Below are 25985 nucleotides of genomic sequence, written 5' to 3' on the forward strand. Positions count from 1 at the left end.
AGGCCTAGGGTGCCAGCCGGGGTGGGTGCGGGGCGGGCGCGGCGGTGGCCGCAGCCGCGGCGATGTGGATCGCAAGCAGCCGGCCGGAGGTGCGTGGGTCCCCGCCCAGCAGGGCCTGGATCTTGTTCAGCCGCTTGTGCATTGTCTGCCGTTCAACGTTCAAGGCGACCGCCGAGGCCGTCGTGTTGCAGCCCGAATCGAGCCAGCACAGCAGGGTCGACAGCAGGGCCGTGCCATGCTTCCGGTCCCAGTCAAGCACTTCGCCCAGGCTGGACTCCACATAGGAGTCCAGGAATCCGGGGTGGGGCACCGCATCCAGGATCCGCCGGCCCAGGAAGTCCATGGCGTCCAGCACCTCGCCCGCGGCAGGCATCCCGAGCCGCATGATTTCCTGTGCCTCTACGAAGGAATCGTGCGCACGGAGGCCGTCGGCCACGGTTGGTCCGAAGGCGGCGCAGCCATCCGAGCCGCCCACCGCGTCCCGTGCTGCCCGGAGCAGCGCTTCGCGCGCCGCCCGGGCGTTGTTGCGCGGCATGGTGAACAGCACGGCCCGTTCACCGTCCCACTGGTGGGACTTGACGTTGACTCCGCCCAGGTGCAGGGCGCGTTCGACGGCGGAGAAGTTGGCCTCCCTGCCGGAGGTCCGGAAGACAGCCACGACCGCTGCCTGGCCGGTCTGCAGCCCGGCCTGCAGCCACAGTTGCCGGATGGTGGGGGCGTCGCCGCCTTCGATCACCGATTCCAGCAGGCGCGCATCGGCCACCTGGGCCGGCGTCGGGCGAAAGGCCTGTGCGAGGGCCAGTGCCAGGATGCCGGACAGCCGGTCGGCTGCGAGCTCAAGCAGGAACGGATCATGCGACGGGGAGCGGAGCGTCAGCTGGGCCGCCAGTTGGCCGCCGACCACAATGCCGGCCACGGCCTTGGAGCCTTCCTCGGTGACTTCATTGCCGGCGTGGCCGAGGGGCAATCCGTCGGGAGCCATCAGTGACACCTCTGCCTCCAGTGTGGTGGCCAGCATCTCGAGGATGGTCGGCAGGTGGGGCCCCCGGTCGGTGATCTGGCGCGCAATCCGGCGGGAGGCGTCGTCGACCACGAGGTGGGCGGCCGCCTGCTCGTTGACCACCAGGCGGTTCACTGCCTCGGCGATGTCGACAAAGGGCGCCACCGAGCGCAGGTCTATCAGCGGCAGCCCGTTCTCGTTGGCTGCGGCAATGAGCCGCTCCGACAACGGGGCCGCCTGGCCGGCTGTCTGCAGGGCCAGGGCTGCGATATGCCGGCCCGCGAGGCTGCGGATGTAATCCTCCTGCTCCTTCGCGGGAAGGGCCAGCAACGCCTCCCCGCCGGAGAGCAGCAGCTCCCCTCCGCGCAGGAGCGGGGCAATCTCAAGCACCTCGCTGGAATGCACCCACCGGACAACCCGCCGCAAGGTTCCCGGCACGTCGCTGCGCACCAGCGGGTCAGCGGCGGACATGGGCTGGGAAGCAAGGACTTCTGCGAGCGTGATCATGGAGACCCCATACGTTGATGTGCGACATTTTGTCGTCAGATATCGATTCAGTGTAATCATAAAGAATCTATGTTGTGCTCCACATCACCAATAAGCTGGATCCATCTTCCGTTCTGCATCACAACGTAGTGAATCGAGACCCGCATGAACCAAGCTAAACAGCGGTCGCACGAAGAGGCGACCGTCGAGGTTGAAGATGTCCTGCAACCCATCCCCGAATCGGCACGGACCACCAAGCTGTCCGGCCAGTTTTGGATCTGGGCCGGCGCCAACGTCGCCCCGATCAACTGGATCCTCGGGGCCCTCGGCATCCAGCTCGGCCTCGGCCTGAGCGACACCCTGATAGTACTGATCGTCGGAAACGTCATTGGCATGGCGGGCTTTGGCTTCTTCGTCATCCTGGGCCAGCGGACCGGGGCCACGGGCATGCTGCTTGCCCGCGGCGCGTTTGGCCGCCGTGGGGCCTACCTTCCGGCCGCAATCCAGGCGACCATCGCCATCGGCTGGTCGGCAGTGAACACCTGGGTCATCCTGGACCTGATCCTGGCACTGTTCGGCATGATCGGCTGGGTTGACCCCACCCAACAAAACATCATGGTGCGCATCGCCGTCGCCGCGGTCATCATGACCGTCCAGGTCGCCATTTGCTACCGAGGGTACCGTGCCATCTCCAAATTCGAGCGGATCACCATGCCGCCCACCATCCTCGTCCTGGTGGGGATGTCCATCGTCGCCTGGACACAGCTTGATATCAACTGGAGCTACGCCGGACCGGCCGGCGCCGTCCTGGAGGGCCTGCCGCGCATCGCCGCAATGTCCTCGATCATGACCGTCATCGGCATCGGCTGGGGTATCGGCTGGTTTACCTACGCCCCCGACTACTCCCGCTTCGTCAGCCGCAAGGTCAAGCCGGTCAAGCTGTACCTGGTCAGCGTCCTGGGCCAGTTCCTGCCCGTGGTCTGGCTCGGCATCCTCGGTGCCAGCCTCGCCACGAAGAACGGACAGGCTGATCCGGGCCAGCTGATCGTCTCCAACTTCGGCACCATGGCCATCCCGGTCATCCTGCTGGTCATCCACGGACCCATCGCCACGAACATCATCAACCTGTACACCTTCGGCGTCGCCTTCCAGGCCCTGGACGTCAACATCTCACGGCGCAAGCTGTCGATCATCGTCGGGATCCTGTCCATGTTTGCCGTCATCGGCTTTATGTTCGCCGAAGACTTCGCGATGATCCTCGACTCCTGGCTCGGCGCCATCGTGGCCTGGGTGGCCACCTGGGGCGGCATCATGGCGGTCCACTACTTTATCTTCGAGCGGCACCACAAGGACTTCTCCTACCTGTTCCTGGATTCGAAGAAGACCGCGTTGAAGGCCATCAACCCCTCGGCATTCATCGCCTTCTTCGCCGGCATCATCATGACGTGGCTGTTCATGTACGGCGGAACCCCCGCGCTGCAGGGTCCCATCGCTACGGCAATGGGCGGCGTCGACTTCTCCTGGCTGGCCGGGACGGTTACCTCGTCGGTCATCTACTTTGCCCTTGGCTACCCGCGCTTCCGCAAGCGGATCAGGGCCGGGGTGCCGATCGGCATCCGCCTCGACCTGGAGGAAGAAGCAGTGCTGGCAGAGCACGGCGATGCCTGCGAGGAAAAGATCCACGAGCAGGAACCGGCCCGCCTGGGCTGAGAGCCGGCAAGTGCCAAACCCCCCAACATTTCACCACCAAATGTTTCACCATCAATACGTAAAGGAATAACCAGTGACCATCTCCACCACCGCCCTTGCCTCGAACGTCTCTGAACTGGAGCGCCTGAAGGTCCTGCACAACGGGCAGAAGGAAAAGCTGACCTTCTCCAACGCCGAATTTGAGCGCCGGCTCAGCGGACTGCGGTCGATCATGGCAGCGAAGGACCTGGACGCCGTTGTGCTGACCAGCTACCACTCCATCAAGTACTACTCCGATTTCCTCTTCACATACTTCGGCCGTTCCTACGCCATGGTGGTCACCAAAGACGACACCGTGACCGTCACCGCCAACATCGACGCCGGCATGCCGTGGCGCCGCAGCTACGGCGACAACGTGGTCTACACCGACTGGCGCCGGGACAACTACATCTTCGCCATCCAGGAAGCCCTGCGCACCCGCGGCATCAACCCCCGCCGCCTGGGCGTCGAAGACGATTCGCTCCCGCTGGACAACCGCAACAAGATCCAGGCCGCGTTCGACGGCGCCACCCTCGTCGACGTCGCCCAGGCCGCCATGCGCCAGCGCATGATCAAGTCCGCCGAAGAAATCGCCGTCATCAAACACGGCGCACGCATCGGCGACCTGGGCGGGGAAGCCATCCGCAACGCCATCACCACCGGCATCACCGAATACGAAGTCGCCCTGATCGGCACCGAAGCGATGGTCCACGAGATTGCCCGGACCTTCCCGGACTCCGAAATCCGCGACACCTGGGTCTGGTTCCAGTCCGGCATCAACACCGACGGCGCCCACAACTGGGCCACCACCCGCAAGCTCCAGGAACACGACATCCTGTCGCTGAACTGCTTCCCGATGACCTCCGGCTACTACACCGCGCTGGAACGGACCCTGTTCCTGGGCGAGCCCGACGCCCGCTCCCTGGAACTGTGGAACATCAACGTCGAGGTCCACAAGCGCGGCCTGGAACTGATCAAACCCGGCGCGGTCTGCAAGGACATCGCCGCCGAACTCAACGAGATCTACGTCTCCCACGGGCTGCTGGCAAACCGGACCTTCGGCTACGGGCACTCCTTCGGCGTCCTGAGCCACTACTACGGCCGGGAAGCCGGCCTGGAGCTCCGCGAGGACATCGACACCGTGCTGGAACCGGGCATGGTCGTCTCCATGGAACCGATGATCACCGTCCTGGACGGTGCGCCCGGCGCCGGCGGCTACCGCGAGCACGACATCCTCGTGGTCGGCGACGACGGCGCCGAAAACATCACCAAATTCCCCTTCGGCCCGGAACACAACATCATCAGCGCCTGACACCCCGCGGCGGCGGCCACTGGCCGCCGCCGCATTGCACACCGTACTAAACGAGGAGCACCGCCAGCATGGACAAGTCAGTATTTCTGGAAGACCTGGACGCCTTCGCCTACCGCGAAGCCCTGGCATCCGGGGAGTCGATCGTCCTTATCCCCGTCGGGTCCCTGGAGCAGCACGGGCCGCACCTGCCGCTGGGAACGGACACCATTCTGTCCTCCCGCTTCGCGGAGGGTGTCGCCAGGCGGCTGGGCGCACTGGTTGCCCAGCCCATCGCCTACGGGTACAAGTCGCAGCAGAAGTCCGGCGGCGGCAACCACCTCTCCGGCACAACCAGCCTGGACGGCGCCACCCTCATCGGTGTGGCCCGCAACCTGGTCAAGTCCTTGCTCAACCAGGGCGTCCGGCACGTGGTCTTTGTCAACGGCCACTTCGAGAACTACCAGTTCCTCTACGAGGGCATCGACCTGGCACTGGAGGAGCTGGGGATCGGGCCCGGGGCGGAGCAGAGTGTGCTGCTGCTGTCCTACTGGGACTTTGTCAGCCAGGACACGCTGACGCAGGTTTACCCCGATGGCTTCCCGGGCTGGGACATCGAGCATGGCGGAGTCCTGGAAACCTCACTCATGCTGCACCTTGAACCGTCCAGGGTCGCCATGGACCGCCTGGTGGACGGTCCTGCCGCGGTCCTGCCGCGCTTCGACAGGCTCCCGGTGGTGCCGGAGCGGACGCCGGCCACCGGTTGCCTGTCATCCGCCGCCGGGTCCAGCGCAGCCAAGGGCGGGCTGCTGTACGGCCAGGTCGTGGACGACCTGGCCGCCGACCTCGAAAGCGAGCTGGTCCGCGAACCCGCGGCCGTCCCGGCGTAGCGCGAGATCAATTCCCTAGCTCAACGCGAATCATGCAGCGCAACGAATGCGCTGCATTCCCTCTGACAAGCAACGCGGGGTCACTTACCGCCCATCCGGCGCCACGGAATGGGCCGTAGGTGACCCCGCGTTGCTGTGTAGAGGGGTGGGGGTGGTGCTGGGCGTGCGGGGCGGGGCTACCCGATAGTGGCGTACAGCGCGTTGAGCTCCGCCGTCAGCTGCTTGCGGAGTTCCGGGGTGCCGATTTCCTGGCCGTCGATGTGGTTCACGGGCGCCAGGAGCCGGATGCTGGAAATGAGCCACACGGCGTCGGCGTCCAGCAGGTCCTTCGGTTCCAGCGGGCCGTAGCCGAGCTCCCAGCCGGCCGCCTTGGCCGCCGTGAAGAGCGCACCCTGCGAGGTCCCCGGGAGGATGCCGCTGTCCTGCTGGGGCGTGATGAGCCGGCGGACCGTGCGGACTCCACCCGCACCGTCGTCGGTGGTCTCCAGATGCGCCAGCAGCACGGTCGACGTCGGGCCTTCCAGGACCATGCCGTCTGCGGAGGTGAAGATGACATCGTCTGCCCCCTGCTTGTGGGCGTAGCGCAGCGCGGCCATGTTCACCGCGTAGGAGAGGGTCTTGGCGCCGAGCAGCAGCCAGGGGGCGCGTTCGCCCACTTCGCTGTCATACCCGCGGTCCAGCAGGAGGACGTCGATACCGGTCTCGCGCTGGCGCCGGCCGGAGGGCCCGGGGGCGGAGGCCTGCACCCAGCAGGTGGTGGCGGCCGCGCCCTCGACCCCGCGTGTCACGAGGAGCTTCACCACCAGCTCATCCGCTTCGGCACCGGTTTCCGCGCCGGCCGGAAGGTGCCGGCTCCGGTACTCGCTGATCGCGGTCCCGATCGCGCGCCGCCACACGTCCTCCGCCGGGATGTCCAGTTCCATCAGGCGCGCGGATCCGGCCAGCCGGTTCAGGTGGGCCTGGAGCTTGCGGGGCTGGCCGCCGACGGCGAGCAGCGACTCGAACACGCCGTCGCCACGGGTGGCGCCCTGGTCCGTGGCCATCAACTGCGGCAGGGACGCATCGGCCACGCGGCCGTTTTCAAACGCGGGGTCCAGGAAAACCAGCACCGTGGCAGGGGCGGGAGCGGCGGCAGCAGAAGTCATGGTTTCAGCTTAGTGCCGGACGCACCGGGATAGGATTTGGGGATTGCCCGTTCCGGAACTCTTCCGCGGGTCTGGAACTTGAGGGGTTCGCCTGTGCTCTGGCCATTTTCGCTGACGGAAACATTCCCGTCCTGGGCGATTCTGATCCTGACGGTGATTGACTTCGCCATCCGCGTTCTGGCCCTCGGGATCATCCCCGGCAACCGCCGCCCCACCACCGCCATGGCCTGGCTGCTGGGCATCTTCTTCGTGCCGTCCGTCGGCCTGGTGCTGTTCCTGCTCTTCGGCAACTTCCGGCTGTCCCGCCGCCGCCGGGCCCAGCAGCACGCCGTCAACATGCGGGTCCGGGCGGGCACCTCCGAACTGGCAGACCTTGAGAGCATGTACGCCGGCCCCGAATGGGTGGCCTCGGCGGCGGAACTGAACAGGACCCTGGGCTCCCTGCCCATGGTGGACGGCAACAACGTCGAACTGCTGCCCGGCTACCCGGATTCCATCAAGGCCATGACCGAGGCCGTCCGCGGCGCCAGATCCTTCGTCAACGCCGAGTTCTACATCATGAGCACGGACCACGTCACGGACGAGCTGTTCAGCGCCCTGGAGGACGCCGCCGAGCGCGGGGTCGAGGTCCGGATCCTGTTCGACCACCTCGGCACGCTGCGCATCAAGGGGTACCGCAAGCTGATCGCCCGGCTCAAGGCCAGCAAGATCAGCTGGCGGCCCATGCTGCCGCTGAGCCCGGTGAAGGGGCAGTGGCGCCGGCCGGACCTGCGCAACCACCGCAAGATCATGGTGATCGACGGCGAGGTCGCCTTCACCGGGTCGCAGAACCTGATCGAGCCCTCCTACAACAACCCGCGGCACCGCAAGGTGGGCCGCGAATGGGTGGAGCTGATGGCCTGCCTGCGCGGACCGATCGTCACCACCCTCAACGTCGTCTTCGCCACGGACTGGCTCAGCGAGACCGACGAGTCGCTCGAGGACCAGCTGGCGCACCGGCCCGAACCCCACCCCGGCAGCATCACGGCCCAGGTGGTGCCCAGCGGCCCCGGCTTCATCACCGAGAACAACCTGCGGCTCTTCAACACGCTGATCTACTCGGCGCAGCACAAGATTTCGATCTGCAGCCCCTACTTCGTCCCGGATGATTCCCTGCTGTACGCGGTGACGACGGCGGCCCAGCGGGGCGTCGACGTCGAACTTTTCGTCTCGGAAAAGGGGGACCAGTTCCTGGTCCATCACGCCCAGCAGTCCTACTATGAGGCGCTGCTCGAAGCCGGGGTACGGATCTATCTCTACAAGGCGCCGTTCGTGCTGCACGCCAAGCACTTCACGATCGACGACGAAGTCGCCGTGCTCGGCTCGAGCAACATGGACATGCGCTCCTTCTCGCTGAACCTTGAGGTCTCGGTGATGCTCCTGGGCGAGGACATCGTGAAGCGGATCCGGGCCGTGGAGGACAGCTACCGCGACATTTCGCGGGAGCTCACCCTCGAGGACTGGATGAAACGTCCGATGATGGTCAAGTACGTGGACAATGTTGCGCGGCTGACGGCCACGCTGCAGTAGGGCACCCGACGCTGCACCGGACCGGCATGCAGCCGCGTCCGCGGGCGCGCGGCGGAGGGTTTCAGCCCGGCGGGAATTCCGCGCCAAGTGCCGAGAGGACGCCGAACGCCTTGGTCCGGATTTCCTCGTACTCGTCCTGGAGCGAGGAGTCCGCCGTGATGGCCCCGCCGACGCCGAGGCTCAGCACCGTGCTGCCGTCGCCTTGGCTGCCGTCGCCTTGGCTGCCGTCGCCGCCGGCGCTGACCACGAGGGTCCTGATCGCCACGGCCAGGTCGCTGGCACCGTTGAGCGAGAAGTAGCCGATCGCGCCGGAGTACACGCCCCGCGGTGCCGCTTCGAGCCGGTCCAGGATGGCCATGGTGCTGACCTTGGGCGCGCCGGTCATGGAACCGGCGGGAAAGCAGGCCGCGACGGCCTCGGCCCGGGGCATGCCAGGCCTGAGCCGGGCATCGATGGTGCTCACCAGCTGGTGCACGGTGGCGTAGCTTTCGACTGCACACAGCCTGCTGACCGAGACCGAGCCCGGCACGGCAAAGTGGCTGAGGTCGTTGCGCAGCAGGTCGACGATCATGATGTTCTCGGCCCGGTCCTTGGGCGAAGACTCCAGCTCGCGCCGCAACTCAGCGTCCCGGCCGGGATCGGCGTCCCGGCGCCGGGTTCCCTTGATCGGCTCGGCCCGCATCCCGCCGTCGGCCGTGATCCTGAGGAAGCGTTCCGGCGAGGTGCTGGCGACGGCCAGGTCCCCGAAGCGCAGGTAGCTGGCGAACGGTGCGGGGTTCTTCCGGCGCAGCGCCAGATAGGCCTGCCACGGGTCCAGCCCCTCGCGCCCCCGCAGTCCAGCCGGTCCGGACAGCGTTGTGGCAGCCTGTGTTGTGGCGGACAGTGCCGTGGTGAGGCAGACCTCGTAGGTGTTCCCCTCGAGGATCTCGCGCTGGGACTCGGCGATCTTGGCCTTGTAGCCGGCTTCCGTGTCCCGTGCGCGGAACTCGAGGCCGGCGCTGCCGGGCACCGGAGGGCCGACGGCGGGACGCACGACGGCGCTGCTGCCGCCGGCGTCCCCGCCTGGGGCTGCCTCCGGGATGGCTGCCGCAGCGAGCACGGCCGAGCGGGCCGCCCCGAGCCAGCCGGCGGCGTCCTCGGTGTCCAGGGCCAGCAGCCACGCCGTGCGCTCCAGATGGTCCAGGACTACGGCGCGGCCGGCGAAGATCAGGCAGGCGTCGGGGGTCTGCGCCGTGACGTCGCTTCCGCCGGTCTCGCGTTTGAGCTCGTAGCCGAGGTAGCCCAGCCAGCCCAGGGTGAATTCACAGGGGTAGCCGTCGGGGGCGCGGAGGGCCCGCCGCCCCCAGACAGCGTCCAGCCAGCGGAAGAACGGTCCCTCAGTTCTTACGGTGGAATTGCCGACGCTCACGCAGGTCCTGCCGGAACTGTGCCGGACCGCCTGGCCGAAGCGGCCGCCGTCGTCCGCCAGGATGCTGAAGCGGCTGCGTCCGGCGGCCTCCGGGGCCAGGCCTTCGGGGTCCAGCGAGGAATCCAGCCACACCGCGTTGGAGGAGCGGCCGAACAGCGCCTCGAACAGCCGCGCGGGATCCGGCACCCCCTCGATCCGTTCGGCCCGCAATTGAAGCCCGCGGCGCGCCGCGAGCTCGGGCAGCAGTACGGGAGCCAGTGCGGGAAGGTATTGGAGGACCTGCAGGACATCGGCGGGAGCGGTGCCGTCCGCCAGATTGAGAACGCGCACCTCGGCGTGCGCCGGGACGTCATCCGCAGCGAGCCATTCCTGCTCCTGGGCGGCCCATTGGTCCCAGAAGGGCGCGTAGGTGTCGCCATCGCGCGCCAGCGCCCGGCTGCGACGGTCCGGCTCCGGAGAATCCACCCAGATCACCGCATCCAGCAGGGGGCGGGCGGCTTCGGCGGCGGCGCCGACACCTTCCACCAGGACGATTTCGGCCGGCTGGGTGGTGCGTGTTTCGCCGTCGTAATGCCGGTCCCAGTCCCAGCTGACCCATTCGGCGGCTTCGCCGCGCCGCAGCGGGGTAAGCACGGTGGAGACATAGCGCTCAATGCCGGCGGTGAGCCCGTTCCAGCCGGGGTAGATGTCCTCGAGGTGGAACAGCGAGACCTTGTGGTGCTCCCGGAGCCGGGCTGCGAGTTCGATGGCGAGGGTCGTCTTCCCTGCCCCGGACCGCCCGTCGATTGCGATGATGACGGGTGCGGGGCTCATGAAATCAAGCGTACCCGCTGCCCTGTGTCGCCGGGACGGTGCCCCTCCAGCCGCTGCAGCTGGGCGCGGACATGCCCGACGATCCCGGGAATCGAGGCCCGGATCAGCTCCCACGTGCTCTCGAAGTCGGCGTGGCCGCCATACCAGGGGTCTTCGATGCCTTGGTCCAGCAGGTCCCTGCCGGCGACGGCGGGGTCGAAGCTGCGCAGCATGCGGATCTTGGCCTCTGAGGCATGGTCCGGCGCCGCCTGCCGCAGCCAGCCGTAGTGGTCCACGTCCAGGGCCAGGATCAGCTCGCGGCCCTGAAACCACTCCGCGCGCCACTCGCGCGCCACATGTTGATCGGAAGCGATGCCGTGGGCCCTGAGCAGGCGGGAGGCGCGGGGATCGATCGGACGGCCGGCTTCATAGGCCGTCGTACCGGCGGAGTCAACGGCTGCCCCGGTGAGTCCTTCTGCCGCAAACGCCTCCGCCAGCATCAGTTCGGCCATCGGAGACCGGCAGATGTTCCCGGTGCAGACCGTGATGATCCGGTACTGGCTCGTCGTTGAGGTCATAGTGCTAAGCATGGACGATCCGGGCACCCGTTGGCCAGCACCAGGGGTGGCAGAGCGGCCGTGTGCCTAATGCGGCTCGGCGAAGCCGAGCTGTGCCGACAGCCGCGCAGCACCCTGCTGCACGAGCTCCGCCCAGTACTCCTCGGGGCGTTGGTGCCAGTGGGCGGCGGACACCGAGACGCTGATCGCGGCGACCACGGCGCCGGATCCGTCGCGTACCGGGGCGGCGGCGCAGTAGACGTCTGGAGTGGATTCCTCGCGCTCAAAGGCCACTCCGCGCGCGCGCACCCGCTCAAGCTCCTCCTGCAACCCGGTAAGCGTGCGGATGCTGTGCCCGGTCATCGCGGGCAGCTCGTCCGGGTGGGGGTAGAGCTCGCGCACGGCCGTGGGGGAGGCATAGGCGAGGAGTGCCTTTCCGAGCCCGGTGACGTGCGCCGGCAGCCGCTGGCCGATGCTGGAGGGCAGGCGCAGCTTGTCCCGGCTTTCTACCTTGGCGAGGTAGAAGACATCCGCGCCTTCCCGGAGGGCAACGCTCACGGTCTCGCCGCTGAGGCTGGAGAGTTCCCTGGCCGCATCGTTGGCCGCGGCGAGCATGTCGAACCTGGCGGAGTAGGCATTGCCGAGCTGCAGCAGCCGCACTCCCAGCCGGAAGGTGTTGCTCGCCTCGTCCTTCTGCAGGTAGTCCCGCGAGACCAGGGTCGCCAGCAGCTCGTGCGCCGTGGTGCGCGGCACCCCGGTGAGCCGGACGACGTCGGGCGCGGTGAGCGGGGAGTCCAGGTCGAGGAAAAGTTCGAGGATGTCGAGCGTGCGCAACACGGCCGGGGTGAGACGGGGCATGCCCTATCAATACCCGCTCAGCTGCCGGGAGGCAAACCCGCGGGGTGCTTGGCCAAGCACCCGGAGGTTGACATTCCCCTCACGGCGCTGTTCGATATATAGAACAAGCGTCGAAGTTTCGAACAGTTAATGCGATCGGATCGGCGCGGCACCACCAGCACCACACCACCCGACACACACGAAAGGGGCGCCCTGTGCCTCAGCGAGAAGAACTTCGTCCCCTGCATGCCGCCATCATCGGGTCAGGCAACATCGGAACCGACCTGATGATCAAGATCCTCCGCAGCGACGGCACCCTGAAGGTCACCGCACTGGTGGGAATCGACCCGGAGTCGGACGGCCTCGCCCGGGCAACGCGCCTTGGCGTCACCGCGATCGCCACCGGAGTGCAGGGCCTGATCGACTCCGCCGAGTTCGAGACCATCGATTTCGTTTTCGATGCGACCTCGGCCAAGGCGCACCTGCACAACGCGGACGCCTTGCTGGCCGCCAAGCCCGGCATCCGCCTGATCGACCTCACCCCCGCCGCCATCGGGCCGTACTGCGTGCCCGTGGTGAATCTCGAGGAGAACCTCGACGCGTCCAACGTCAACATGGTCACCTGCGGCGGCCAGGCCACGATCCCGATCGTCGCCGCGGTTTCCAGCGTGGCAGCGGTGGCCTACGCCGAAATTGTCGCGTCCATCAGCAGTAAATCGGCCGGCCCCGGTACCCGGGCCAACATCGACGAGTTCACCGAGACGACAGCCGCCGCCCTGCAGAGCGTCGGCGGGGCCGCGGCCAGCAAGGCCTTGATCATCCTGAATCCGGCCGAGCCGCCGCTGATCATGCGTGACACCGTCTTCACCCTGACCGCGGGCGGTGACCGCGAGGCGATCGTGGCCGCGATCGACGCCATGGTGGAGAAAGTCAACGCCTACGTACCCGGCTACCGGCTCAAGCAGCGGGTGCAGTTCGACGACATCACGACACCGGTGGTGGTACCGGGCATCGGCGAATTCACGGGCCTGAAGACCAGTGTTTTCCTCGAGGTCGAGGGTGCCGCCCACTACCTGCCGGCCTACGCCGGCAACCTGGACATCATGACCTCGGCCGCCCTGCGGACGGCCGAAACGATCGCCCGCCACGCGCGGGCACTGGAGGTGGCATAGCCATGTTCGACCCCACGAAGGACAAGCTCTTCATCTCCGACGTCACGCTCCGCGACGGCAGCCACGCCGTCCGCCACCAGTACAGCGTGCAGAACGTCCGCGACATCGTCCGTGCGCTCGATGCGGCCCGGGTCGACAGCGTGGAGGTCGCCCACGGCGACGGCCTCAACGGCTCCAGCGTCAACTTCGGCTTCTCGGCACACTCGGATGTGCAGCTCATCGAGGCCGCGGCCGAAGCCGCCGAGAACATCGCCATCGCCACGCTGCTGCTGCCCGGCGTCGGGACGATCCATGACCTCAAACGGGCCGCATCCGCCGGCGTCAGCTATGTCCGCGTGGCGACGCACTGCACCGAGGCGGATGTCTCGGCCCAGCATATCGGGACCGCCCGGGAGCTCGGCCTGAACACCGCGGGCTTCCTGATGATGAGCGCCATGACCACTCCGGCCGAACTCGGCCGGCAGGCCAAGCTTATGGAAAGCTACGGAGCCCAGTGCGTCTACGTCGTCGACTCCAGCGGCGCGCAGACCATGGACGACGTCACCGACCGCGTCAACGCGCTGCGCGACGTCCTCGACCCCGGCACCGAGGTCGGCATCCACGCCCACCACAACCTCTCCCTTGGCGTCGCGAACTCGGTCGCCGCGGTGAAGGCCGGCGTGAACCGCGTCGACGCGAGCCTCACCGGGATGGGCGCCGGAGCGGGCAATGCCCCGCTCGAGGTGTTCATCGCCGTTGCCGACAAGCTCGGCTGGAACCACGGCACCGACCTGTTCGCGCTCATGAACGCGGCGGACGACATCGTGCGTCCGCTGCAGGTGCGCCCGGTGCAGGTGGACCGCGAGACGCTCAGCCTCGGCTACGCCGGCGTCTACTCGAGCTTCCTCCTGCACGCCGAGCGGGCCTCGGAGAAATACGGGATACCCGCGATGGACATTCTGATCGAACTGGGCCGCCGCAAGATGGTCGGCGGCCAGGAGGACATGATCGTCGACGTGGCCCTCGACCTGCTCAACGGAAAGGCGGCCTAGGCATGAGCGCTACACCAACATCCACGGACACAACGCCGGTCGCCGCACTGGGCGACGCCCTGCTCGCCGCGCACGCCTCCCGGCAGCCGATCGCACCCCTCACCGAAACCCACCCAGGCCTCACGCTCGAGCAGGCCTACGCCGTCCAGGAACACCAGGTGGAAGCCTGGAAGCGGGCGGGGCGGACCGTCGTGGGGTACAAGGTGGGACTGACCTCGCTTGCCATGCAGAAGCAACTCGGCGTCGACCAGCCGGACTTCGGCCGCCTGCTCGACGACATGGTCCTCGACCCGTCCGAACCGATCAGCCTCGAACGGTTCATCAGCCCGAAGATCGAGCCGGAGATTTCCTTCGTGCTGAAGAGCGATCTGCGCGGGCCCGGGCTCACGCTCGAAGATGTCCGTGACGCGGTGGACTATGCGGTGACCTCGCTTGAGATCATCGACTCGCGGATCGCCGACTGGCGCATCACGCTCGCCGACACCATCGCCGACAACGCCTCATCCGGGGCCCTGGTACTGGGCAGCGAACACACCAGGATCGACGCCCAGGATCTCGCCGCCACCGAAGTGACCCTTTCACTCAACGGCACCGTACTGGGGGAGGGCGCCGGCGCGGCCGTGCTCGGGCATCCGCTCAACGGCCTGCTCTGGGTGGCCAACACCCTGGGTGCGCTCGGGCAGACCCTTGAGGCGGGCTCGGTGGTCATGGCCGGTTCGGTGACGGCCGCCGTGCCGATCGCCCCGGGTGACACCGTCACCGCCTCGTTCAGTGGCCTGAAGACCCTCGAGGTGCGCTTCAGCTGAACTGCGCTGCACGCAGCAGGGGAGGACCAGGCCATCGGCCGGGTCCTCCCCTGCTGCGTTTAAGCTGCGCCGCAAGCTCCAGCCGGCCCCGGCAGCCTCGCCGCGAATTAAACCCTTGCCAAAGCGGGAAGGATTGGTTATGTTCTCTGTAGTGGTTACTACAGAGACGTAGGACCGGAACATCTTCAACGACGAAGGAAGACCGCATCACATGAGCGTTGTCCAAGAATTACGCCGGCTCGAACCCGGCCTGCGGCGCGGCGAAGACGAGGCCACGGCCCGGCGCTCGCTGACGAACGACACCTGGCAGCTGATGCAGGATCTCGGAATTATCCGGGGCCTGCAGCCGAAGCGCTGGGGCGGGGGAGAACTCCCCCTCCGCGAACAGCTCACCAACGTCTATGAACTGGCACGCATCGCCCCGGCCGCCGGCTGGGTGGCCGGCGTCGTCGGCTCGCACCCGTGGCAGATCGCCCTGTTCCCCGAGGAAGCCCAGCAGGAACTGTGGGGCGACAACCCCGCCCACGTCAATTCCTCCTCGTACGCCCCGACCGGCAAGGTCGAGGTCGTCTCCGGCGGATACCGGGTGTCCGGCCGCTGGTCGTTCTCTTCCGGCGGGGACCACTGCCAGGCTGTCATCCTCGGCGGCATCGCCGGCGGCTTCGACATCGGCGGCGGCGTCGAGATCCCGAACTATGGCTCGATCCTGCTCCTGAAGGACCAGTACCGGATCGACGACAACTGGTTCACCGCCGGCCTGTCCGGCACCGGCAGCAAGGACATCGTGGTCGAGGACGCCTTCGTGCCCGAGCACCGCTTCCTCTCGCACCCCCGGTACGAGTACAACCCGGCCAACCCGGCGCCGGGGCTGGCGACGAACCCGTCGAACCTCTACCGCCTGCCCTGGGCCGTGATGTTCAACCTGGTCCTGGTGGCGCCCGTCCTCGGCCTGACGCGCCGCTTCCTCGACGACTGGACTGCCGAGACCATCGACCGCCGCTCGAACTGGGGCGGATTCCTCCGCGACGACGCCCTGATGCAGATGCACCTGGCGGATGCCGAATGGGTGCACGACGCGGCCGTGAAGAAGATGTTCGAGGCGATCGACACGATCACCGCTGCCGCCGAGGCCGGAGTGTTCCTTGACCGCGTCGAGCGGGCACGGCTGCGCTGGAACATCACCAAGAGCTGCCAGGAGGTGGGCCAGCAGATCAACAAGCTGATCCGCGTCTCGAGCGGCCGCACCGCGTTCGTCGACCACCCGCTCCACAAACTCTTCCAGGACGTCACGGCCGCGCTCGGCCACGCTTTCCTGGTATCCGATGCCGTAGGCCAGTACTACGGCGCATCCTTGCTCAACTCAAAAGCCCCGGAGGTCATGCTGTGATTCAGGAACTAAGTTATGTCGGCTTCGCGTCGCCCCGTTACAACGACTGGCGCGACTACGGCACCGCCAAGCTGGGCTGCCAGCTCATCGATGACGGATCCGACGGCGCCGTCCGCCTTCGTGTCGACGACGTAAACTACCGAATTGCGATCCACCCGGCGGAGCAGGACGAATTCCGCTACGCCGGCTGGGCGCTGGCCAACGAGACCGACCTCGCCGTTTTCGTGGCCGACCTTGAGTCGAAGGGCGTCACGGTCAACCAGGGCGACCCGGCCCTGGTCGCGGAGCGCGAAGTCGCCGACCTGGTCTGGATCGAAGACCCCTGGGGCAACCGCCACGAGTTCGTCTGGGGCAAGCGCGCCAAGCCGAACTCCTTCCACGCCGGCCGCAGGATGGACGGCTTCGTCACCGGAAACCAGGGCCTGGGCCACATTGTGCTGCTGGTGCCCGACGTCGACGAGGGCAACAAGTTCTACGTGGACGTGCTCGGCTTCCGTCTGTCCGACCGCATCATCGGCGGCCCGTTCAACCTGCGGTTCTACCACATCAATGGCCGTCACCACTCCCTGGCCATCGGCAACACGCCCGGCTACACCGGGTTCAACCACCTCATGCTCGAGGTCAAGAACGTGGATGACCTGGGGTCCGCCATCGACCTCTTCGACGAAGAGGAGATCCTGCTCTCCCTCGGCCGCCACACCAACGACCTGATGATGTCGATCTACGTAGCGACCCCGTCGAGCCTGCAGATCGAGTATGGCTTCGGCGGCCTGATCGTCGACGACCTGCACTGGACGTCGCGCACCTACGAGGAGCCGAGCATCTGGGGCCACAAGCGGTCGGAGGCGTACTTCGCAGCTCCCCCCGGAATCATGCGCGCGGTCGAACCGGTCGCACAGCCGTGACCGGGACCTTCGCCCCCGGGCAGGCAACGGCAATCGCAACCACCACCGACACCGATCCGGCCATCCGCGTCTCGGATGTCCCGGTTGGCGACGAAATGACCATGCGGGTCTATCAGTCCGGGCAGCCGGGCAGGCCCGTCCTCCTGATGCTCCACGGTTCGGGGCCCGGCGTGTCCGGGCGTTCCAACTGGGAGGCGCTGATGGCAGGCCTCGCCGAGGACTACCACTGCATCGCGCCGGACATCATCGGGTTCGGTGACTCCACCCACCCGGATCCGTCGCCCCAGGGCTTCGTCCCCAACATGGCGCTCCGGATCGACAAGCTGATCCGGATGCTGGATGAGCTGGGCGTCGACGCCGTGACCCTGGTCGGCAACTCGATGGGCGGGATGTTCTCGCTGCGGCTTGCCCAGATCATTCCCGAGCGGATCGAACGGATGGTGCTCATGGGCTCCGGCGGAATGCCGGGGTTGGTGCCGTTGCCCGGGCTGATCAAGCTCGTCACCTTCTACGACGATCCGTCCGAGCAGAGCATGGAAGACCTGCTGATGCTGTTCGTCTCGGACAAGGAGGCGTTCGGCCCCCGCATCCGCGAGATCGCCGCCGAACGGTACGCCGTTGCCGCCCGCGAGGGCGTCCGGCGTTCCCATCTGGGCACCTTCGCGCCCGGCGCATTCTGGACTTTCCCCGAGGACGTCCTGGCCCGGATCACGCACCGCACGCTCGTGGTACACGGCCGCGACGACGCCATCGTGTCGCCGGAATCCAGCTACTACCTGGCGGCCAACCTGCCGAACGCGGACCTGTACGTGCTCAGCCACTGCGGCCACTGGACCCAGGTGGAGCAGGCCGAGCGGTTCCGCACACTTCTCTCCGACTTCATGGAAGGACGGATCTAGCCATGACCGATGCCTTGACCACCGACAGGCCCGCGGCCCAGGCGCGGGCCGAGCCCCGCAGCGAATCGATCGCCGACCGGGCCCGGGCCTCGGCCGCGGCGCTGACCGCAGCCGATGCCCGGAGCGGTTCGCTGCGCCGGCTCAGCGACGAATCCTGGAACCTGATCGCCGACACCGGCATCCTGCGGGCCCTGCAGCCCAAACGCTGGGGCGGCGGCGAGACCTCCGTGGTCGAGTTCGCCGAGGGCGTGATCGAGATCGGCCGTTCCTCGGCCTCCGCCGGCTGGGTGAGTTCCGTCGTCGGGGTCCACCCCTGGCAGATCGCCCTGTTCTCCGAGGAGGGCCAGCAGGACGTGTGGGGCGGGAATCCGGCCCGCGCCCTGGCGTCGTCGTACACGCCGACGGGGAAGATCGAGAAGGTCCCCGGGGGCTACCGTGTGTCGGGCCGCTGGTCGTTCTCATCGGGGATCGAGCGCTGCGACGGCGTGATCCTCGGCTCGATCGACGGCGAACGAGAGATCAACGGCCACGCGTATCCCGATTTTATCTCGGCCGTCCTTGACCGAGACCAGTACACCATCGAAGACGTCTGGCATACGGCAGGGCTCAGGGGAACGGGAAGCAACAATGTCATTGTCGACGGGGCGTTTGTCCCGGCGCACCGGGTGCAGTCCCACCTTGAGTACACGAAGGGCCTCGGCGCCGCGCTGCCGGGCCAGCAGCGCAACACCGCGGCACTGTACCGGATCCCGTGGGCGGTGCTGTTCAACCTGATCATCACGGCCGGTGCCCTCGGCGCGGCGTACGGATTTCTCGACCTGTGGACTGCCGAGACGGCCGGCCGCCGGACGAACTACGGAACCCTGCTGCGTGATGAGGCGGTCGTCCAGGACCACCTCGCCGAAGCGACGTTCGGCATCGATGGTGCGCGTCTGCGCCTGGTGCGCGCGGGACGGGAACTCCTCGAGATCGCCGAAGCGGACGAGATTCCGAGTGAGGAACTCCGCGCGTTCTACCGGTGGGATCTCGCCAAGAGCGCCCAGTCCGCCGTCGATGCCGTGTCGGACCTCATGCGCTCCGCCAGCGGCCGCACGGCGTACGTCGAGCATCCGCTGCACGGAAAATTCCAGGACGTGATGGCCGCCTCCGGGCATGCCTTCCTGTTCTCCGACCCGCTCGGCCGTGCGTATGCCGGCCGGAAGCTCGGCAGCACGAAGCTTCCGGAGGTGCACCTGTGAGCATCTCAAGCTACCCGCTCACCGTCGGCGATCACGTCGTGCAGGTCAACGAGAGCGGGGACCCGGCAAACCCCGCGGTCCTGTTCCTGCACGGCTCGGGTCCCGGAGCCACCGGCCTGTCCAATTGGGAACAGGTCATCACCGACCTCGCCGGCTCGTTCCGCTGCATCGCGCCGGACATGGTCGGCTTCGGCGACTCCAGCCACCCGGAGAAACCTCCGCAGGGCATGGCCGCCTTCAACGAACTGCGCGTCGACGCACTCCTGGGCCTGATCGATGCCCTCGGGCTCGAGCAGGTGCACGTGGTCGGCAACTCGATGGGCGGGCAGTTGGCCGTGCTCATGGCGCTGGCCGCCCCGGAGCGCATCGGCAAGCTGCTGCTCATGGGCAGCGGCGGGGCACCGACCACCACGGTCTCGCCGGGACTCGCCCACCTCCGGGAGTTCTACAACGACCCGACGGCGGACAGCCTGCGCAGCCTGCTCACCGAGTTCGTCTGCGACCTGGAGCCGTTGAGCGGCACCATCGGCACGGTGGTCGATGACCGGATGACGTACATCGTCCGCGAGGACGTCACCCGTTCGCACCGGGCCAGTTTCAACCCGGCCGCCCCCCGACGGGTGTTCACCCCGGAGGAACTCGCCGGCATCGCCCACCCCACCCTGGTGCTGCACGGCCGGGAAGACCGCATCATCCCGTTGGAGGCGAGTTTCTACTTCGCCGAAAACATACCCAATGCCAACCTGTTCGTGATCGCGAACTGCGGCCACTGGACCCAGATCGAGCACCGGGACACCTTCGAGACCCTGCTTGAGAGATTCATCGCGGGTGTGCTGTGACCCGCGGAAGGAGCACACTGTGAACGAGACCGCAACAGACGCATTCGACGCCGAATTCGACGTGGTCGTGGTGGGTGCCGGGGCGGCCGGCCTGTCCGCGGCGCTGACCGCGGTGGAGACCGACCCGGATGCCAGGGTGGCCGTCCTCGAGCGGTCGGCCCGGGACATCCGCGGGGGGAACACCCGCTGGTCGGGGGCGTACCTGCGCCTCCAGGACATCACGACGCCGGTGTCCAACCTCGTGGACTACGCGGTCGGCGCCTCGAAAGGCTACGCCAACCGCGACTATTATGAAGCCCTTGTGCGCGAGGTGCCCGAGGCATTCGACTGGTTGCATGAGGAGGGCGTGGTGCTGAAGAACCTCCCCACGATCTTCCTCACCCAGTCCGCCTCCCGCTACCAACCGGTCGGCGGCGGCGTAAACATCGTGGAGCCGCTGTTCGCCCGACTGGAGGCAACCGACGCCACCATCCTCTACGAGGTGGCCGCGGAGACGCTGCTCACCGACGCCAGCGGCGCCGTCGTCGGGGTACGGGTGCGCGACGCCGACGGCACCCGCAACCTGCGGGCCGGCGCCGTCGTGCTGGCCTGCGGCGGCTTCCAGGGCAACAGCGAGCTGATGACCAAATACGTCGGCCGTAACGCCTACCGGGTGCCACCGATCTCCCGGGGCGGGGCGAACAACCGCGGCGACGGGCTGCGAATGGCTCTCGCGGTGGGGGCAGCTACCGAAGGGCAATTCGACCTGTTCCACGCCGAGCCCAAGGACCCGCGCAGCGAGGTCGCCGAAGCGGTCGTGATGAGCTTTCCGTACGGGATTCTGGTCAATACCGCCGGGGAACGCTTTATGGACGAGGCCGGCAAGACCGTGGACCTGACCTATGAATTGGTGGCCCGCACCATCCTGCAGCAGGAGGACAGCATCGGGTATGCGGTCTTCGACCAGCAGGTCACATCCGTGCCCGGCTACGAGCACGCGATCGGAACGGATGTCGATCCGATCCAGGCGGATTCGATCGAAGAACTCGAGGCCCTCATCGGCCTGCCGGCCGGCTCGCTGGCGCGAACCGTCACCGGCTTCAACGCGGCCTGCGGCACGGATGTGCCGTTTGACTGGAGCCGGCTGGACGGCCTCGCCGCGCGCCCCGCCGGGCAGCCGGTGAAATCCAACTGGGCCAGGCCCCTCACCGACGGGCCGTTTTTCGCGTATCCGCAGATCTGCGCCAACGTGTTCACGTTCGGCGGGGTGAAGACCGATCTGGCCGCCCAGGTGATCACCTCGGACGGCCACCCGATCACCGGCCTCTATGGTGCGGGGGAGATGACCGGGCTCTACTACGAGGCGTATGCCGGCTCCACCTCGGTGATGCGGTCGATCACCTTCGGCCGGATCGCCGGGCGCAACGCGGTGCGGTTGGCCCTGCCTGCCGCCGGCGCACCGGTGGGTGCACCCGTGGGGGCGTAGCGGTCATTTTCGTCAGTTCGTCCGGTGGTTTGGCGGGGTCGAGGCCTCTTCGCGTCCGGAGGACATGCCCATTCTTTGCCCCCGGGACCGGACACAACCGGAATATGTCCCCGCGCCAGCCCTGGCGCGGGGCATGTCCCCTGGGCCAGGTCAGCGCCAGGCGGCCGAGCGGATGAGCGCTCCGAGCGTGGAGACCTGCGGCAGCGCCGGCCCCGCGAAGCGGCATCGTTCGTGGTGACCAGGCCCGGGACCACGACGACGCGCTCGCGCAGGCGGTGGATCTCGCTGCGGCCGAGCGCCTCGAGGGCGAACTGCGAAGGCCCCGCCGCCCGGTCGATTGCGGCCGCGGCCATCACCGAGGTGGGACTGTAGCGCGCACTGTAGGCGTGCCACGGAATGTCCACCTGCATGATCCCGGGAATCAACGGGTCGACATGAATGGTGAGCGAGCGGATGCCCTCCGGCGGCGAGGTCGTTCTCGGTCGCGAGGCCGATGACCGCCTCGACCGCGGCGTGGCAGCTGCCGCAGCAGCAATACGGCTTCTGCACCAGGCCCCATTCGGTCTCGATGCCGTTCCGGCTGATGCCGTTCCGGCTGATGCCGCTGCCGGCGGCGCGACTCGCTTCGAGGATCACCGCGGCTGCCCGGCGAGGTCGCCGCCAAATACGGCGAGCATGCCGTGGCCGCCGAGCAGCCAGTCAGCGCTTCCGGTGGCGCCGGCCCGGGCCAGCTGGGCCGCCTGCACCCCGTGCCGGGCAGCAGCCCCGGCGTGCAGGGCCTTGGTCGGTGTGCCGAAGTTGACCCGCAGGCCCCCGGCGAGCGACGCGGCGATCGCGAGGGCGTGGCCGGCCTGGCCGGTGGTGAGTCCCAGCATCCGGCTCGCCACTGCGGCGGCGCCGAGCGTGCCGACGGTGCTGGTGGCGTGCCAGCCGCGCCGGTAATGTTCGTGGCCCAGGGCGAGGCTGGCCAGGTAGTCGATCTGGTATCCGAGCAGGAACGCGTCGAGCAGCTCGGCCCCGGAAGCGCCGGTGTGCTCGGCGGCCGGCCAGGGTGTCCGTGAGCGCGTCGAGGCCGAGCGCCTCCGCCCCGGCAGACCAGCGCGACTTGCCCGTGACCAGATCGGCCAGTGCTGCCTCCGCGGCCCCCATGCCTAGAAAAGATCCCAGTAGCTCTCGCGGGCACGCATCTCTTCGGCGGTCTCCTCGAGGATGATGGTGCCGTTGCGCACGACGTACACCCGGTCACAGATGACCAGCGCCTGCTGGACGTTCTGCTCCAGGAGCAGGATCCCGAGGCCACCGCGATCGGCCAGGGTGCGCAGGGTGCTGAAGATCTGCTCCACCACGCTCGGCGCCAGGCCCAGCGAGGGTTCGTCGAGCAGCAACAGCCGCGGCCGTGCCATCAGGGCAATCCCCAGGCTCACCATGCGCTGCTGGCCGCCGGAGAGGGTGCCGGCCCGCTGGGCGGACCGTTCGGCCAGCAGCGGGAACAGCCCCTCCACGAAGGCCAACTGTTCGTCGCGATCGGAACCGGCGGGGGCGTTGGCCGCGCCGAGCAGCAGGTTGGCCTGGATCGACAGGTCGGGGAAGACAAACCGCTCGGAGGGGATGAGGGCGAGGCCGCGGGAGATGTTGTCCCGCACCGTGCCGAGTGGCACCGGTTCGCCGTCGATGACAATGCTGCCGCCGAGGGCGGGCAGCAGGCCGTGCACGGTGCGGATGATCGTGGTCTTGCCGGCCCCGTTGTGGCCCATCAGCCCGACGATCTCGCCGGCCTTCACGTGCAGGTCCACCCCGTGCACGACCTTCTTGCGGCCGTAGCCTGCCGAAAGGTTGTCGAGGGTGAGCAGGTTATTGGGCTCCAAAGTAGGCCTCCGTCAGTCGGGCGGAACCCATGAGCTCCTGCACCGTCCCCTCGGCGGTGATCGCGCCGAGTTCCATGAAGTAGGCGTGGTCGGCGAGTTGCCTGACCACGTCCAGATTGTGTTCGACCAGGCAGACGGTGCGGCCCTGGGCCCGCACCGCATCGATGATGCCGAGCATGACGTCGACCCAGGCGCCGTCGACCCCGGAGGCCGGTTCGTCCAGCAGCAGCACATCGGCTTCGGTGGCGAGCGCGCGCGCCAGTGACACCAGCTTGGACTGCCCGTAGGAGAGGGATTCGGCGGGGAGGCCGGCCTGGTCGGCGAGACCGACGAAGGACAGCCACCGCATCGCCGCGTCGGCCGCCTGGCGGTCACCGCGGGAGACCCGCCGTCCGGGGATGAACAGCTCGCCCATCCGCTCGCCGTCCTGGTTCTGCACGCCCAGCATGACGTTTTCCAGGCAGCTGACCGCCGGGAACAGCCGCACGTCCTGGAAGGTGCGTACCAGGCCCTGCCGGGCGGCGAAGTCGGCGCTCTTGCCCACCAGTTCGACGCCGTTGAGCAACACGCTGCCCGAGTCTGGCCGCACGAAGCCGGCCAGGGCGTTGAAGGTGGTGGTCTTTCCGGCACCGTTCGGCCCGACCAGGGCTGTGACGGTTCCGCGGCGCAGCTGGAGGTGGAGGTCCTTGACCGCATGGATGCCGCCGTAGCTCTTGCTGATCCCGGTGGCCTCGAGCGTGATGTCGTGCCCGCTCCAGTCCCGCCGGCCGGCCGGCTCGAATGCCGCGGCGGCGCGGGGCGCCGTCGTCGCCGGGGAGGTGGCCGCATCCGGCGGCACGGGCACCTTGCGGCGGCGTTCCCGGATCAGCCCCTGCGGGCGCACGATCATAAGGATGATCAGCAGCGCGCCGTAGATCGCCAACTGCACCAGCGACGCCTTCGAGGAGTCGAGGGCGACGACGTAGCGGAGCACGGGTTCCACCAGGGTGAGCACGGCCGCGGCGATCAGTGAGCCGAGCAGGTTCCCCTTTCCGCCGAAGATCACGATGGCGAAGATGGTCAGCGCGAACGGGAAGCCGAACGCGCCGGGCGTGGCCAGCCCCAGCCATCCGGAGAACACGGTGCCGATCAGCCCGGCGAGGGCGGAGGTGATGGCGAAGACGACGACTTTGAACCGGAAGACGTTCTTGCCGAGGGACTGCGTGGCGACGGAGTCTTCCCTGATGCCCTTCAGCACACGGCCGAACGGGGACTGGCCGAGCCGCCAGCAGACGGCGAACACCACCAGCAGGAGCAGGGCGGCAAGGACCAGCCAGTCCGTGGAGTGCTCGAGTTTCCACCCGAAGAGCTCCAGATGGGTGATGTTGGTGATGCCGATCGTCGACCCGAGAACGTCGATCCCGGCGATGATCCCGATCAGCCCGAGCGAGAACACCAGGGTCATCAGGATCAGGTATTCCTCGGAGAGGCCGAGGGCGACCAGTCCGAGCAGGACTCCGACCAGCCCGGCCGCCAGGGTGCCGGCGAGGATTGCCGCGGCGAACGGCCAGTGCTGCTCCGTGACCAGGTAGCCCACGGAATAGCCGCCGATCCCGGCGAACGCCGCGTGGGCGACGGATACCTGGCCGGCGTAGCCGACGAGCAGGTTGACGGTGACGGCCAGCGAACCGTAGATGAGAATCTCGGTGAGATAGGTGATCCACATGATGGGCTCCTTTAGTTTGCGGCCGGGCGGGTGGGCAGGCGGCGCGCCGGAAACCAGTTTCGCCAGCCTCCGCGGGTGGACAGCACCACCAGATAGACCACCAGCACGGCGAAGACGGCGGTCTGGGACCACTGCGCCGACAGCAGGAGCGAGGCCCACTGCTCCAGCAGGCCGAGGGCCACCCCGACCACCAGCGCGCGCAGCGGGCTGGTGCGGGTCCCGGCCAGGAACGCGACGACGAAGCTGTAGATGATCACCCGGTCGCCCATGGTGGGTTCGACCGTGTACTGGAGGCCGTACCAGATGGCGCAGACGCCGGTGATGAGTCCGCCGATCCCGAAGACCACGATGTTGATCCGGCGGGTGTTGATGCCCAGCACGGCGGCCAGCGGGGGATTGCTCCGGGTGGCCTTGATGGACCGGCCGAGCGGGGTCCTGGCCAGGAGCAGGGCGAGCCCGATCACGAGGACCAGGGCGCTGATGGCCTGGAGGACGTCGAAGTTGGTGAAGATGATCGGTCCGAGGTCGACCGAGGAGAGCTCCGGCCCGTAGAAGGGGACGCTGCCGGTGCCCAGGAGCAGCTGCAGGATGGCGACGCCGAAAATGCTGAAGCCGAGGGAACTGACCAGGACCGCCAGGAGGGAGTTGGCTCCCGCGCGCGCCGACACCGGGCGGTAGATGAAGACCTCGATCGCGATGCTGAGGGCGATGGCGGCCAGCACGCCCGCCGCCGCCGCCGGCCAGAACGGCAGCTTCGCCCAGCTGGCCACCGCGAAGGCGGCGAGCGGGGCGATGGTGTACGTCAGCGAGTACGAGAAATGGAACCGGCCGGTGACCCCAAGGATCAGGGCAAGGCCTGCACCCATGGCGGCGTAGGACATGCCACGGAACAGCCCGTTGGCCGTTAGCTGGAGAAAGTCGTTCATCGTTGAACCTTTGCGGGAGAAAAAAGAGGGCGGTCGGTGGGCGGCCG

At 67.7% G+C, this 25985-nt stretch carries 22 protein-coding genes; 13 read left to right on the forward strand and 9 right to left on the reverse strand.

Annotated elements, in window-relative coordinates; genetic code table 11:
• Positions 1–4: 4 nt before the first annotated feature.
• Positions 5–1507 (reverse strand): PucR family transcriptional regulator, encoded by a 1503-nt coding sequence (locus E5206_RS04475; protein WP_168709264.1) that lies wholly within the window; start codon positions 1505–1507, stop codon positions 5–7.
• Between the two features lie 144 nt (positions 1508–1651).
• On the opposite strand from E5206_RS04475, the gene E5206_RS04480 reads away from it, so the two are divergent.
• From E5206_RS04480 to E5206_RS04490, 3 genes are all read left to right on the forward strand, one after another.
• Positions 1652–3196 (forward strand): cytosine permease, encoded by a 1545-nt coding sequence (locus E5206_RS04480; protein ID WP_136321440.1) that lies wholly within the window; start codon positions 1652–1654, stop codon positions 3194–3196.
• Between the two features lie 73 nt (positions 3197–3269).
• On the forward strand, positions 3270–4526 hold the full coding sequence (locus E5206_RS04485) for an aminopeptidase P family protein (RefSeq protein WP_136321441.1): 1257 nt from the start codon (positions 3270–3272) through the stop codon (positions 4524–4526).
• 68 nt (positions 4527–4594) lie between these two features.
• On the forward strand, positions 4595–5392 hold the full coding sequence (locus tag E5206_RS04490; RefSeq protein ID WP_136321442.1) for a creatininase: 798 nt from the start codon (positions 4595–4597) through the stop codon (positions 5390–5392).
• Between the two features lie 176 nt (positions 5393–5568).
• Here E5206_RS04490 and E5206_RS04495 read toward each other — a convergent pair whose 3' ends face one another.
• Entirely contained in the window at positions 5569–6537 is a 969-nt protein-coding gene (locus E5206_RS04495) for an aminodeoxychorismate lyase (protein WP_136321443.1), read from the reverse strand.
• Positions 6538–6630: 93 nt separating this feature from the next.
• Between E5206_RS04495 and cls the strand changes: the two genes are divergently transcribed.
• Complete coding sequence (gene cls / locus E5206_RS04500) at positions 6631–8106, forward strand: cardiolipin synthase (protein WP_136321444.1); 1476 nt, start codon at positions 6631–6633, stop codon at positions 8104–8106.
• A gap of 61 nt (positions 8107–8167) precedes the next feature.
• On the opposite strand, the gene E5206_RS04505 is transcribed toward cls, so the two are convergent.
• The 3 genes from E5206_RS04505 to E5206_RS04515 all read right to left on the reverse strand — a co-directional run bounded on the left by E5206_RS04505 (position 8168) and on the right by E5206_RS04515 (position 11721).
• Positions 8168–10327: a chorismate-binding protein gene (locus tag E5206_RS04505; RefSeq protein ID WP_136321445.1), complete on the reverse strand. Its 2160-nt coding sequence runs from the start codon at positions 10325–10327 to the stop codon at positions 8168–8170.
• Positions 10324–10884 carry a low molecular weight protein-tyrosine-phosphatase gene (locus tag E5206_RS04510; RefSeq protein WP_136321446.1) on the reverse strand — a complete coding sequence of 187 codons (561 nt, stop codon included), beginning with the start codon at positions 10882–10884 and terminating at the stop codon, positions 10324–10326. Before E5206_RS04510 ends, E5206_RS04505 begins: the two co-directional genes overlap by 4 nt.
• 66 nt (positions 10885–10950) lie before the next feature.
• Entirely contained in the window at positions 10951–11721 is a 771-nt protein-coding gene (locus tag E5206_RS04515) for an IclR family transcriptional regulator (RefSeq protein WP_136321447.1), read from the reverse strand.
• A gap of 266 nt (positions 11722–11987) precedes the next feature.
• On the opposite strand from E5206_RS04515, the gene E5206_RS04520 reads away from it, so the two are divergent.
• From E5206_RS04520 to E5206_RS04560, 9 genes are all read left to right on the forward strand, one after another.
• Positions 11988–12872 (forward strand): acetaldehyde dehydrogenase (acetylating), encoded by an 885-nt coding sequence (locus E5206_RS04520; protein ID WP_240690122.1) that lies wholly within the window; start codon positions 11988–11990, stop codon positions 12870–12872.
• A 2-nt stretch (positions 12873–12874) separates the two neighbouring features.
• On the forward strand, positions 12875–13903 hold the full coding sequence (gene dmpG, locus E5206_RS04525) for a 4-hydroxy-2-oxovalerate aldolase (protein WP_136321448.1): 1029 nt from the start codon (positions 12875–12877) through the stop codon (positions 13901–13903).
• 2 nt (positions 13904–13905) lie between these two features.
• A complete protein-coding gene (locus E5206_RS04530) occupies positions 13906–14709 on the forward strand; it encodes a 2-keto-4-pentenoate hydratase (RefSeq protein ID WP_136321449.1) in 804 nt (267 codons plus the stop codon).
• A gap of 211 nt (positions 14710–14920) precedes the next feature.
• The gene (locus E5206_RS04535) at positions 14921–16096 is read left to right on the forward strand and encodes an acyl-CoA dehydrogenase (RefSeq protein ID WP_136321450.1); all 1176 of its coding nucleotides are present in this window, start codon (positions 14921–14923) and stop codon (positions 16094–16096) included.
• Positions 16093–17001, forward strand: coding sequence for a VOC family protein (locus E5206_RS04540; protein WP_136321451.1), 909 nt, complete (start codon positions 16093–16095; stop codon positions 16999–17001). Before E5206_RS04535 ends, E5206_RS04540 begins: the two co-directional genes overlap by 4 nt.
• On the forward strand, positions 16998–17900 hold the full coding sequence (locus E5206_RS04545; protein ID WP_240689936.1) for an alpha/beta hydrolase: 903 nt from the start codon (positions 16998–17000) through the stop codon (positions 17898–17900). Before E5206_RS04540 ends, E5206_RS04545 begins: the two co-directional genes overlap by 4 nt.
• Positions 17901–17902: 2 nt before the next feature.
• Positions 17903–19138 (forward strand): acyl-CoA dehydrogenase, encoded by a 1236-nt coding sequence (locus E5206_RS04550; protein WP_136321452.1) that lies wholly within the window; start codon positions 17903–17905, stop codon positions 19136–19138.
• Positions 19135–19977, forward strand: a complete 843-nt coding sequence (locus tag E5206_RS04555) for an alpha/beta hydrolase (RefSeq protein ID WP_205760004.1) — start codon at positions 19135–19137, stop codon at positions 19975–19977. Before E5206_RS04550 ends, E5206_RS04555 begins: the two co-directional genes overlap by 4 nt.
• Positions 19978–19996: 19 nt before the next feature.
• On the forward strand, positions 19997–21442 hold the full coding sequence (locus E5206_RS04560) for an FAD-dependent oxidoreductase (RefSeq protein ID WP_136321453.1): 1446 nt from the start codon (positions 19997–19999) through the stop codon (positions 21440–21442).
• A gap of 632 nt (positions 21443–22074) precedes the next feature.
• Here the strand turns inward: E5206_RS04560 and E5206_RS04565 are convergent.
• Genes E5206_RS04565 through E5206_RS04580 form a run of 4 tightly spaced genes read right to left on the reverse strand, consistent with a single transcriptional unit; the run spans position 22075 to position 25938 of the window.
• Entirely contained in the window at positions 22075–22563 is a 489-nt protein-coding gene (locus tag E5206_RS04565; RefSeq protein ID WP_136321454.1) for an MmgE/PrpD family protein, read from the reverse strand.
• A gap of 30 nt (positions 22564–22593) precedes the next feature.
• A complete protein-coding gene (locus E5206_RS04570) occupies positions 22594–23307 on the reverse strand; it encodes an ABC transporter ATP-binding protein (RefSeq protein WP_205760005.1) in 714 nt (237 codons plus the stop codon).
• Positions 23294–25012: a branched-chain amino acid ABC transporter ATP-binding protein/permease gene (locus E5206_RS04575; RefSeq protein WP_136321455.1), complete on the reverse strand. Its 1719-nt coding sequence runs from the start codon at positions 25010–25012 to the stop codon at positions 23294–23296. Before E5206_RS04575 ends, E5206_RS04570 begins: the two co-directional genes overlap by 14 nt.
• An 11-nt stretch (positions 25013–25023) precedes the next feature.
• Positions 25024–25938, reverse strand: coding sequence for a branched-chain amino acid ABC transporter permease (locus E5206_RS04580; RefSeq protein ID WP_136321456.1), 915 nt, complete (start codon positions 25936–25938; stop codon positions 25024–25026).
• Positions 25939–25985 lie beyond the last annotated feature (47 nt).

Source organism: Arthrobacter sp. PAMC25564 (assembly GCF_004798705.1).
Lineage (GTDB): Bacteria > Actinomycetota > Actinomycetes > Actinomycetales > Micrococcaceae > Arthrobacter.